Origin of the sequence: Shinella lacus (assembly GCF_010994755.1) — a bacterium.
GTDB classification, from domain to species: domain Bacteria; phylum Pseudomonadota; class Alphaproteobacteria; order Rhizobiales; family Rhizobiaceae; genus Shinella; species Shinella lacus.
The window spans coordinates 189738-201552 of record NZ_WHSB02000004.1; the positions used below are offsets into that span (position 1 = coordinate 189738).

The window sequence follows — 11815 nt, forward strand, 5'->3', positions numbered from 1 at the left end:
AGCGGCCACGCCGAACGGCAGATCAGGGGAAAACGAGATGGCGCCTGTGGAAATCAATCCCGCTCATGTCCGGGAATTTCCAGACCCCGAAAGCTTCTACCGCTGGCTCGGCGAAAACCACGACACGGCGCCGGAGGTGTGGATCAAGATCCACAAGCGCGGCTCAGGCCTCAAGTCCATCACGGCGGAAGAAGCAATCGAAGCGGTGCTCTGCTGGGGCTGGATCGACGCCATCCGCAAGGCCTTGGACGAAAAGAGCTTTTTCCAGCGCTACTGCCCGCGCGGGCGCAAGAGCGTGTGGAGCAAGAAAAATGTCGACACGGTCGCCCGCCTGGTCGAAGAGGGCCGCATGACGGAACACGGCCTGAAGCACGTCGAGGCGGCGAAGGCGGATGGCCGCTGGGACAAGGCCTATGGCAGCGGCAAGGACCTGAAAATCCCGCCGGACCTGCAAGCCGCAATCGACGCAGACCCCGCCGCCAAGGACATGCTCGGCAGGCTCACTGAACAGAACCGCTTCGCGCTCGCCTTCCGCATGCACAACATCAAGACGGACGCCGCCCGCAAGCGGAACATCGAGGCCTTCGTGGACATGCTGAAGCGCGGCGAGACGATCTATCCGCAGAAACAGAAGTAGATCGTCCCGATTATCCGCGGGATCTCATCGGCAATCAGTCGCGGCTCGCCGTTTTTGTACCCGACTGACCGTTCAGCCAGTTGTGCCAATCGCTCTCGCTGCCGGCAAAGACGTTGAGGTCGATCTTCCCCGTTACGCCGTGCGACAGGCCGGAACCGGAATACTGCCAGAACATCCAGCGGCGGTTCGGGTAGCGCTTCGACGGGTGCGCGGCAACCGAGCGCAGCCAGAACGGATGGTTCTTGAGTTCACCCGAAAGGTTGTCCTCGTAAAAATCCGGCGCCGTATAGATGATCGGCCGCTTGCCATAATGGCGTTCCAGCATATCGGAGAAGACCTGGATCTTCTCGACATATTGCGCGCGGGTGAGACGCCGCTTGCAGCTCGATTCGCCGTTATATTCCGCGTCGATCACCGGCGGCAGCGCATCCGGATCCTTCGGAACGTTGCGGATGAACCATTCGGCCTGCGAGCTCGCGACGCGGCACCAGTAAAAGAAGTGGTACGCGCCGCGCCGGATGCCAGCTTCCTTGGCCCTGCGCCAGTTCTTCTGGAACATCGGGTCGAGATGGTCGCCGCCGTCGGTCGCCTTGATGAAGGCGAAGTTGGCGCCCTGCGTGCGCAGCTTCATCCAGTCGATATCGCCCTGCCAGCGCGACACGTCGACGCCGTGCACCTGGTAATGCCGCGGCGCGCGCTTGCCGAAATTGATCGGATGCGCATCGCGGAACTGCTGGCTGTAGATGCGCGACCGTTTTTTCGAGCGACCTTCTGAGGGCGTCTCGACGGCCGTCAGCGCCTCTTCCGGCCGTTCAGAGGGAATTGCCGATTGTTTGGTGACGCTTTCGAAAACGTGGGAATCCGCACCCGGCCCTGCCCAGGCGAGCATTTCGGCACCTTCCGCCGTCACCTTGCTTTCGCCGACCGCAACTTCCGGAACGGGATTGCTGCCCTTGGAAACGGAGCTCGTGATTTCCGCCGACGGCTTGATCGACAGCGCCGCCGTGGGATTCGAGCTCGACGCACAGCCGGCCATCGAGGCACAGCCGAGGAGGATCGCTGAAAGGATCGAAAGACGCATTGGCACTCGCACGCAAAACTAACCGAAGGCCCGCCCTTTCGACACAGGGACGGAATTACTAACGGAAGATTACCGCGAAATGTTAAATGCGAGGTTTACGGAGGACTCGACATTTCAGGTACTTAGCCCTGGGAGCTGTCACGATCCTTGACGACGCCCTTCACGAAAGCGTGTCCACGCGGCGAAAGCCGATAGCCGACGGCAAGGCTCTCCGTCAGCCCCAACTCCTTGAGCTGGCGTATCTTTCGCTTGAGCGCCAGTTTCTCCACGCCGAGCCGCTCAGCCATCTCCGCCGCCGTCCGGCCGTCCTTTTCCGCAATCATGGAGAGCACCGAACCGGTCCATGGCTGGTCGCGGTCGAGCCTTTCCAGCCGGGCTTTCAGTGCCGCCATATCGTCAGCGTCAAGCGTATCGTTTTCGCGCAGGTTTTCCCGCGGGTCCGCGCCCGCGACATGGAAGGCGATGCGGTAGAGATCGCCCGCCGGCCGAAGGTCGCGCTCGAGCGCCTCCCGCGACGCATAGCCCGCCGCACGGATATCGGCCTCGGAAAACGCCGCCAGGTCCACCGGCTCGACGCTGTCGATGGCAAGCACGCCGGCCGCGGTGCGAAGCGTGCCGCCGGCCCTGACCGTCGGCTTCGTCCAGCGGCGAAAGGCGAGTGTCACCTCACCCCGCCCGATCCTCTCCAGCACCGCCGCCTTGAACAGCATCGCACCCTTCCGGGTTTACCCAACCCTGACGTAGCCGATGCTCTTCTTTTCGATCTCGTCGAGCGACTCGTCATAACCGGCATCGGCGTAGCGGATCACACCGAGCGAGGTGTCGTTCGTCAAGGCATGGTCGAGCCGTTCCGCGCCCGCTTCCGTGCCATCCGCGACCAGCGTCACGCCGCAGCTCGTCATGTAGCCCGCATAACCACCGCCGCCGGAATGGATGACGACGAGGTCGGCCATCGAGGAGGTGAGCAGCATGGCATCGAGCAGCGGCCAGTCGGCAATGGCATCCGACCCATCCTTCATGCGCTCCGTCATGATGTTCGGATGCGCCATGGCCCCGGCATCGAGATGGTCACGCGAAAAAGCGATCGGCCCCTTGAGTTCACCCGCCGCGACCAGCTTGTTGACCGCCAGTGCAAGCTCCGTGCGCTCGCCGTGACCGAGCCAGGCAATGCGCGCCGGCAACCCCTCGAAGGGCACGTTTTCGCGGGCAAGCCGGATCCAGTTGGTGACGATCCGGTTGTCCGGAAACATCTGCAAGACAAGATCATCGATGCGCGCGATATCGCTTTCCTCGCCGGACAGCGCCATCCAGCGGAACGGCCCGATGGCGCGCGCAAACAGCGGCCGCAGATAGGCTTCGGTGAAAATCGGAATGTCGAAGGCATTGGCAACGCCGCCTTCCCGCGCCTGCGTGCGGATGAGGTTGCCATTGTCGAAGACTTCCGAGCCTTGCTTCTGGAACTCCAGCATCGCCGAGACGTGCTCGACGATCGAGGCCCGGCTTGCCGCCATCAGCTGCCCCTGCCCGTCATCGCGCAGCCCCTTCACCTGGTCGAGGCTCATGCCCTTCGGCACATAGCCGTAGACGAGATCATGCGCCGAGGTCTGGTCGGTGACGATATCCGGCACGATGCCGCGCCGCGCGATCTCCGGGTAGATTTCCGCAGCATTGCCGACGAGGCCGATCGAGGTCGCGCGTTTGTCCTTCACCGCCTCGTCGATCATCGCCAGCGCCGTGTCGAGATCCGGCGCCACATGTTCGAGATAGCCGACCGCCTTGCGCGCCGCCGCGCGCGCCGGATCGATATCGACGCAAAGGATGGCCGCCCCCGCCATGCGGCCGGCCAGCGGTTGCGCGCCGCCCATGCCGCCGAGGCCGGCGGTGAGGATGAATCGGCCGGCAAGGCTGCCGCCAAACCGCTTTTCCGCGATGCGCATAAAGACTTCATAGGTGCCCTGGATGACGCCCTGGCTGCCGATATATTGCCAGGCCCCGGCCGTCAGCCCGCCCCAGCAGATCAGCCCCTTGCGCTGAAGTTCATAGAACACCTCGGCCTTGGCCCATTGCCCGACGATGTTGCAGTTCGCCATGATGACGAGCGGCGCCTTCGCATGGGTCCTGAGCAGCCCGACCGGCTTGCCGGACTGGATGACCAGCGTCTGGTCCTCGTCCATGTCAGTCAGCGCCTTGACGATCGCTCGATGCGCCGCCCAGTTGCGCGCCGCCTTGCCGAGGGCCGCGTAGACTATGAGATTGTCCGGATCCTCACCAACCGACAGCACGTTTTCAAGCAACCGCAACAACCCCTCCTGCCGCCAGCCCTTGGCGCGCAGCACGTCGCCGCTGGGGATCGGATAGTTCGGATGGCGCGGATTGGGTTTGGGCATGGTTGTCTCCTCAAGTCTCTTCAGGCCAGCGCGTAGCTCACCAGATCGATCCCCATCGCCTTCTCCACAGACGGATACACCGTCGGATCGAGCACGCTGGAGGCGAGCGGGATGATGGTCTTGGGCACATGCAGCACGAAGAGCTTCATGCCGACTTCGAGCTGGCCGACGCTGAGCGGCTCGCCTTCCGGCGAAAGCGTGGTGATGACATCCGGGAAGGTCGCGAGGCGTTTGCCCGCGGCCGATTCCACCGCCATGTATTCGTTCATGACATGCAGCACCGTCGCGCTGTCGCCCTTGCCGAGCGTCACGGTGCCGATGTCGAAGGCTTCCTTGGTATAGACCACCGACTTGTCGGTGATCGTGCCTTCGGAAAGGATCGCGCCGCCCGTCGTCTTGACGATCGCGTCGATGATCGCCGAGCCGCCCTTGCCCTCCGCCGCGAGGATCGCCTCACCGAGGGTCAGCGCCAGTGAAATGCCGCCGAGCGCCGCATTCTTGCGCACATAGGAGGCCCGCAGCGGATTGCGGCAGGAGGCGATGAAGCCGCCGGACATGTCGGAGGCGGTTCGCAGGATGGGCGAGACCTTTGCGGTCGCGCCGCGCACGACGAGCTCGATATAGCGGTTCTCGTCGCGGTTTCCGCCGACGGCCGTCTGGATCATCTGTTCGGGGGAGCCGGCCATGCCGATCGACCCCATGTCGCCGGTCGGGTGCGCGCGCATGTCACCCACGGCATCCAGCACCTTGGTGCCGAGGATGGCCGACGGCAGCCAGCCATTCAGCGTCGACGACTTGCCGTTCTGGCCGACCATCAGCGCGGCGACCTTCTCGCCAAGCGCCTCCTGCAAAAGCTCGACGGCCTTCACGTAATCGACGCCGCGCATCTCCCACGGTGTGGTCGAGGCCGGGGCGCCAATGGCCGCCGCCGTCGCCACCCAGTCGTCGTCGGAAAGCTCGTCGATGGAGACCAGTTCCGGCTTGCCGATCGACACTGCGGCATAGCCGAGCATGCGGCCATGATCCGCCCAGCCGCCACCGCCGGCGGCATAGACCGAGCCGCCCTTGACCGCCGCCTCGACGTCTTTTTCCTTTAGAATCCGGCCCATCAGACGTCCTCCTGACTCAAGATCTTATCCAGCTGAATCACTGCGTTAAAAAGCACCGCCGCGCCGAGCGCGATGTCGTCCGTTTCGGCGAACTCTTCGGGCGCATGGCTGCGACCGCCAAGGCAGGGCACGAAGATCATCGCCGAGCGCGTCACCCGCGCCATCCAGGCCGTGTCGTGACCGGCACCGGACGCCATGCGGCGATGCGTGGCGCCCGCAACCTCGCAAGCGGCGTCCAGCACGTCGAGCAGCATCGGATCGCCGGGCGTCGGTGGGTTGTCGGAGATGCGGCGCGGCGCTTCGATGACGGTGCCCGTCTCGCGCCCCAGTTGCTCGGCCATCAGGTCCAGCGATGCCGCGAAGAGGTCCATCGCGGCGCGATCCTCCGCCCGCGCATCGATCAGCAGGCGCACGCGGGAGGGAACGACATTGGCGGCATTCGGCTCGATGGAGAACTCGCCGACCGTCGCCGTGAAATGGCTTGGCCCGTCGGAGAGCGATTTCGCCAGCGCCTCGATGCCCGTCACCAGCCGCGCGGCCGCCGCGAGCGCATCGGCACGATTGCCCATCGGCGTGGTGCCGGCATGGTCCGCGCGGCCCTGCACGATGATCTCGATGCGCGTAATGCCGGCGATTGCCGTCACCACGCCGATATCGCGCTTTTCGGTTTCGAGCACCGGGCCTTGCTCGATATGCAGTTCTAGAAAGGCCGCGATATCCTTGCGCGCTTCGACGGCAATGCGCGCCGGATCGCCGCCGGCATCGCGAATGCCCTGTTCCAACGTCAGCCCGTTGCTTTCGCGCGAAAACCACTCCTCCGGCAACACGCCGGCCATGCCGCGGCTGCCGATGCAGGACACGCCGAAGATCGACACTTCCTCGGCGAGGAAATCGACGACCTCCAGGTCGTGGTCGAGCTCGATGCCCTGGTCGGCGAGCGACCGGGCCACTTCCAGCGCCACTGCCACGCCGGCAATGCCGTCATAACGCCCGCCATCCGGCACCGTGTCGGAATGGGAACCGAGCATGATCGTGCCGAGGCCGGGCTTTTTGCCCGCGCGCCGAGCGACGAGATTGCCCGCGGCATCCACGCGTGTCTCAAGCCCCGCGGCCTGAAATTTTTCGAGAAGAAAATCCCGCCCCGCCGGGAACAGAGCGGTAAAGGCACGCCGCGTATAGGGCCGGCCGGGCTCGGTGAGCCGGGCGAGGCCGTCGATCACATCCTGTATGCGGGCGGGATCGACCGGCAGATTGGTTTTTGGCGCGGCCATCAGGCGCGGCCCGAAACGAGCGTCGGCAGCGGGCGCACGAAGGCGCCGGTGCCGGGCTCGGCCAGCACCTTGGTGCCGTCGAAGGCGAGCTTGCCGCGCAGATAGGTGGCGGAAACGCGCCACGGCAGGCGAATGCCGTTATAGGGCGACCAGCCGACGACGTTGTGGCCGCTGGCGACCGAGTCGTAGGTGTAGGGCTCGGGCGTCAGCACGGTGATGTCGGCATCCTTGCCGGCCTCCAACGCACCCTTGACGTGGTCAAGCCGGAAATGGCGGGCCGGGTTCAGCGTCATCAGCTCGGCGGCACGGGTCAGCGGAATGCCGCGCTCCAGCGCACCCTTGACGAAGAGCGGCACCATAACCTCCAGCCCCGGCACGCCCGACGCGTTCGCCAGCATGTCCGGATTGGTCTTGCGGTCCTCCGACCAGCTGACATGGTCGGTGGAAACCAGCGTGACATTGCCTTCGGCGACATGGCGCCAAAGCTTTTCCACCTCGACGCGCGGGCGGATCGGCGGGTTGATCTTCGCCTTGCCGCCGAGGCGGGCGACGTCGTTCTCCTCGTCGAGCGTCAGGTAGTGGATGCAGCATTCGATGGTGGCGCGGTGCCCTTGCGCGCGGTAGGCGGCGGCGATCTCGTAGCCGCGGCCGAGCGAGCAATGCACCACATGCGCCGGGCAGCCGGTTTCGGCGCCGGTCTCGTAGATCTGGTTGGAGGCCAGCAGCTCCGTCAGCGGCGGGCGCGACAGGCCGTGGGCGCGGTAGTCGGTGATGCCCAGGGCTTTGACCTTGGCGATCGCCGCACGCACCGCCTCGTCATCCTCGTTGTGCACGCCGGCCGTCAGCCCCGTCGGAGCGATGGCGCGGAAGCAGTCTTCCAGGAGGGCGGCGGGAATGCGTGGAAACCGCTTCGGGTCGGTGCCGAAGGTGGAGAACTTGAACGCGGCGACGCCGGCCTCGACCATCTCGCTGATACGCGCCGGCCCCTCCTCCGGATCGACCGTGCCATAGAGCGCGAAATCGACGCGGGCCTGCGGCGACGCATGGTCGACCTTGATTTTCACGGCCTCGGCTGAGCAGACGAGATTGCCCTCGTCATAGGGCATGTCGACGATGGTCGTCACACCACCGGCCGCCGCCGAGCGCGTCGACCAGAGGAAATCCTCCTGGTTCTTCTGCGACAGCGAATGCACCTGCGCGTCGATGGCGCCAGGCAGGATCAGCGCGCCGGAAAGGTCGTGCCGTTCCTTGGCTGCCGGCATCGCGCCCTGCCCGACATGCACCACCTTGCCATCACGGACGGCGACATGGCCGCCCTCGACGACGCGGTTCGCGAGCACCACGGTGCCTTTCAGAACGAGATCGAAATCGGCCATCTGGTTCTCCCGTCAGAATTTAAGGGCGAAGAAAGTGTCGATGCCCGCCATCGGCGCCGCCTCGACGAAGGCGGCGAGCGCCTCGGGGCTCGCCAGGTCGCGGTCGAGCGCCTCGATCTCGGCGGAAAGCGGCCGGTCCTTGCGATAGAACGGGCTCACCGCCCGCGTGCGGGCATAGGCAACGGCAACCACGCCCTCGACATTGTCGCCGGCAAGGTCGATTGCCTGTGCGGACAGCATGGCTTCGAGGGCGGCGAGCTGGCGGAGGTCGCGCACCTGGCTTTCCATGCGCTCGACGATGAGAGGCAGGAAGGTCGCCTCCTCTTCGAGGCCGCCGGCAACCACGATCGACTGCGCCGAGATCGGCACCGCCAGCGACTGGATGCGCATGTAGAGTTCGACGGCGAGTTTCAGCAGCGGGCCGAACCCCGTCGCCGCCTCGCCGGGCGCCACGAGATTGACCGGCAGGTTGCGTCGCACCCCGTTCGCCAGCAGCACACAGCGGTTCAGCACGTTGCGGGCGAGATGGGCAAAGCCCGTCTGCGCCGCCTCGACATAGAGCGTGGTCGAGAGCGGCAGCGAACCGCCGGAGGCCATGACGTGGTTGTCCATCACCACCGGATTGTCGTCCGACTGCGCGGTCGCCTCGACGATGCGCTCGGCGGCCAGCAGCAGCGTATCGAGGCAGGCGCCGAACACCTGGGCGGTCATGCGCAGGCTGAGCGGATCGTGGATGGCGGACGGTTTCGGCCAATGGCCGGAAGAAGCCTGCGCCTCGAACCAGCAGCCGGCCAGCGCCTCGCCATGGGCGGAGAGCCGGGCGGCCACCCGCCAAGGATCGGCCGAGGCGCCGAGCGCCAGCGAAGAGAGCAGGCCCGTCACCATGAGATTGCGGATGGCCTTTGCCGCCTCGCGCACCACATTGGCGGCGGCGGCATGCGAGATGGCATTGACGCTGAGCGCCGCCAGCGCATCGCGCGGCTGCATGCGATAGGGGGCGAGGCCGGCGCGCTTCAGCGCGTCCGCGGCCGGCAGGCGCTCGCCGCCATACCAGGCCTCGCCGTCGCCGGTTATCACCGAGGCGATCTGCCCCATCAGGCCGATATCGGCGCAGCCCATCGAGCCATGCCGGCGCACGACGGGCACGACATCCTTTTCGAGCAGCGCGAGGAAGGCGTCGATCAGCTCCGGGCTGCAGCCGGAATAGCCGCCGAGCGCGGTGTTGACGCGGATCGCCATCGCCTTGCGCACGATCGGCAAGGTGAAGGGCTCGCCGGTGCCGAAATGGTGGGCCTTCACCAGGTTGTTGTTGAACTCCACCAGGTCGTCGGCCGTCCAGAGCTTGTCCTTCATCGAGCCGACGCCCGTATTGGCGCCGTAGATCGGCAGGCCCGTGGCAAGACGATCCGTGATGACGAGGCGCGAGGCGCCGACGCGGCCCATGCCGATCTCGCAGGCGACCGGCCGTCGCGTGGCAGCGCCGATCGCCTCCAGCGTTGCGAAGTCGAGCGGTTGACCGGTGAGATAGAGCGTATCGGCGGAAGCGAGCATGTTTGGAAGCCTGTTTTTCCCTAAGCAATTCCAGGAAAAGTGTGAAGCGGTTTTCCGTCCGGAATTGCGTAGAAACTAGAGATGGATGTTATGCGCATCGTGGCGCAAACAGATATCCCAAAATCCGTACGGTCCATGTTATAAACCGAACGGAAGACGGCAGCGCGAAGGACCGCACCCTTGGATCTATCCACCCTCTGCCTTGTGCACAGCATTCTTGAAGAACGCGGCATCCGCAGGGCGGCCGCCGCGATGGGCCGCCCGGCCTCCAGCGCCAGCGCGGCGCTGCGGCGCGTCGAGGCCAGCCTGTCGGTGCCGCTGGTGCGCCGTGACGGGCAGGCGCTGGTGCCGACGCTGGAGGCCGAAACCCGCCTGCCGCGCTTTGCAGAGATCGCCGGATCCGCCGCCGCCCTTGCCGCGCTCGGCGAAGGATCACGAGACGCCATCTCGCTCTCCGCCCTCGCCCGTTTCGCCACCGTTGCCAGAACCGGCAGCATCAACGGCGCCGCCAAAAGCCTCGGCCTCGGCCAGCCGCAACTCACCCGCCAGCTCAGCCATCTGGAAGAGGCGCTTGGCTGCAAATTGCTGGAGCGTTCGGCGACGGGGATCAGCTGCACGCCGGCCGGCCTCGAGGCGCTGGCGCTTGCCGAGCGCATCGGCGCGGCCTGGGAGGCGCTGTCGGCCGCCTCGGCGGAACGGTTTCGCCGCAGCGCCGCCACCTGGCGGCTCGGCACGATCATCCCCTTCGGCCATGAAAGCGAGATCGCCGCCATGCTCGCCCGCCTGACGGTCGAATGGCGGGCGGCGCGGCCGCGCCAGCCGCTCTTCCTCTCCTCCACCACGGCGGATGATCTTATCTCCGGCCTGAAGAACCGCCGTTTCGACCTGATCCTGCTCGACACCGACCACTACCCCGCCGAATTCGAGGGCCAACTGATCGGCCGCTCGCAACTGGCGCTCGCCGGCCCGCGCTCACTGGACGAGGCGGAACGGCAGGATTTCGCAGCCCTGCTGCGGCGCTATCCCATTGCCGTGCCGAGCCCGCGGAGCGGCCTGCGGCAGATGACGGACCGCTTCCTCGAAGCGACGCTGACCCCGGCGGAACGCTCGCGCCTGACGCTGGTCGAAGTTGATTCGATCCCGGTCATCATCAACCTCGTGCTCCGCCACGGCCATCTCTCCGTGCTGCCGGAACATTCCGTCGCCAACATCAACCCGCCGCCGACGCTGCTGCCGCTCTACCCGGCCTACCAGCAATCGCTGAGCCTCGTCTGGCCGCGCGATGCGCTCTCCCGGCAGGCGGCCGAGACGATGCTGCCTTTGCTCGCGAAGACTTAGCCCTTCGCCCCAGCCCTCAGCCGCCGCCGGGTCTCCGTCGGGCTTTCGTGATAGTGCGCCCGGTAGCTGCGCGAGAAGGCGGAGGAGGAGTTGAAACCGGTCAGCGCGGCGATGTCGGCGAATTCCGATTTGGTCTCGATCACCTTGCGCCGGGCCGCGTTGAGCCTGAGCGCCAGATAATGCTGGTGCGGCGCCACGCCCATCGATTCCTGGAACAGGTCCTGCAAATGCCGCGCGCTGATGCCGACGCGTTTGGCAAGCCGCGTCAGCGTCAGCGGCGCGTCCACCGTCTCCTCCATCAGCCGCACCGCCTGGCTGACGCGCTGGTCGGCGACACGCATATTGCCCAGCGCCGGCACCTGAAGCAGGCCGCCGGTGCGCTCGTGCTCGTAGATGAAGAGCCGCGACACTTCGAGCGCCAGCGAATAGCCCTGCCGGCGGCGGATGATCTCCAGCATCAAATCCAGCGTTGGCAATGAGCCGCCCGTCGTGATGCGCTTGCCATCGATCACATAACGCTCGCGCACCACGCCGATCTGCGGAAAGGCGGAGGCGAATTCCTCCATGTCCTCCCAGTGGATCGTCACCGAATGGCCGTCGAGCAGGCTCGCCTGCGCCAGCAGCCAGCTGCCCGATTCGATGCCGGCCATCATGCTGCGATAACGCGCCGTCTGCGAAAGCTGGCGCCGCAACAGAGGCGTCGCACTCATCTGCCATTGATAGGAGGAAAGCACGAAAAGCGGCTGGGTCTCCTTCTCCGGCCGGAACAGGCCATCGACCGGCACGGGAATGCGGCTGCGCGTCTCGATCGGCTGGCCATCCGGCGAGAAGATGCGCCAGCAGTAGAGGTCCTGCCCGGAGATGCGGTTTGCCGCGCGCAAGGGTTCGATGACCGAGGCGACGAGGATGAGGTTCGTCTCGGGCAGGACGAGGATATCGATGTCGAGTGTCTCGGAGGATGGATCCAGCATGGCGAAAGCATGCGTGCTCACCTCTCGAATTGTCAAGGATAGATCCGAAAAGTGAAAGCACTGCGCCTCCTCTTGGCTCGTAATGTCCCCCACA

General features: G+C 65.7%; 10 protein-coding genes. 2 read left to right on the top strand and 8 right to left on the bottom strand.

Annotation, left to right across the window (positions count from 1 at the left end):
* Nucleotides 1–37: 37 nt before the first annotated feature.
* Nucleotides 38–637, top strand: coding sequence for a YdeI/OmpD-associated family protein (locus tag GB927_RS12305; RefSeq protein WP_256117236.1), 600 nt, complete (start codon nucleotides 38–40; stop codon nucleotides 635–637).
* Nucleotides 638–671: 34 nt separating this feature from the next.
* On the opposite strand, the gene GB927_RS12310 is transcribed toward GB927_RS12305, so the two are convergent.
* The 7 genes from GB927_RS12310 to GB927_RS12340 all read right to left on the bottom strand — a co-directional run bounded on the left by GB927_RS12310 (nucleotide 672) and on the right by GB927_RS12340 (nucleotide 9412).
* The gene (locus tag GB927_RS12310; protein WP_256117238.1) at nucleotides 672–1718 is read right to left on the bottom strand and encodes a glycoside hydrolase family 25 protein; all 1047 of its coding nucleotides are present in this window, start codon (nucleotides 1716–1718) and stop codon (nucleotides 672–674) included.
* A gap of 122 nt (nucleotides 1719–1840) precedes the next feature.
* Nucleotides 1841–2428, bottom strand: a complete 588-nt coding sequence (locus GB927_RS12315; protein ID WP_256117240.1) for a helix-turn-helix domain-containing protein — start codon at nucleotides 2426–2428, stop codon at nucleotides 1841–1843.
* A gap of 15 nt (nucleotides 2429–2443) precedes the next feature.
* On the bottom strand, nucleotides 2444–4105 hold the full coding sequence (ertB, locus tag GB927_RS12320) for a thiourocanate hydratase (RefSeq protein WP_256117241.1): 1662 nt from the start codon (nucleotides 4103–4105) through the stop codon (nucleotides 2444–2446).
* Nucleotides 4106–4125: 20 nt separating this feature from the next.
* Complete coding sequence (gene ertC / locus GB927_RS12325) at nucleotides 4126–5214, bottom strand: thiohydantoin desulfurase (RefSeq protein WP_256117242.1); 1089 nt, start codon at nucleotides 5212–5214, stop codon at nucleotides 4126–4128.
* On the bottom strand, nucleotides 5214–6485 hold the full coding sequence (locus GB927_RS12330; protein WP_256117243.1) for a Zn-dependent hydrolase: 1272 nt from the start codon (nucleotides 6483–6485) through the stop codon (nucleotides 5214–5216). The genes ertC and GB927_RS12330 overlap by 1 nt, the downstream gene beginning before the upstream one ends.
* Nucleotides 6485–7861, bottom strand: a complete 1377-nt coding sequence (gene ertD, locus GB927_RS12335; protein WP_256117245.1) for a hydantoin-5-propionate amidohydrolase — start codon at nucleotides 7859–7861, stop codon at nucleotides 6485–6487. Before ertD ends, GB927_RS12330 begins: the two co-directional genes overlap by 1 nt.
* Nucleotides 7862–7873: 12 nt before the next feature.
* Complete coding sequence (locus GB927_RS12340) at nucleotides 7874–9412, bottom strand: aromatic amino acid lyase (protein ID WP_256117246.1); 1539 nt, start codon at nucleotides 9410–9412, stop codon at nucleotides 7874–7876.
* 180 nt (nucleotides 9413–9592) lie between these two features.
* Between GB927_RS12340 and GB927_RS12345 the strand changes: the two genes are divergently transcribed.
* Entirely contained in the window at nucleotides 9593–10750 is a 1158-nt protein-coding gene (locus GB927_RS12345; protein ID WP_256117247.1) for a LysR family transcriptional regulator, read from the top strand.
* Here the strand turns inward: GB927_RS12345 and GB927_RS12350 are convergent.
* Nucleotides 10747–11721, bottom strand: coding sequence for a GlxA family transcriptional regulator (locus GB927_RS12350; RefSeq protein ID WP_435267907.1), 975 nt, complete (start codon nucleotides 11719–11721; stop codon nucleotides 10747–10749). The two genes, GB927_RS12345 and GB927_RS12350, sit on opposite strands and share 4 nt — an antisense overlap.
* Nucleotides 11722–11815 lie beyond the last annotated feature (94 nt).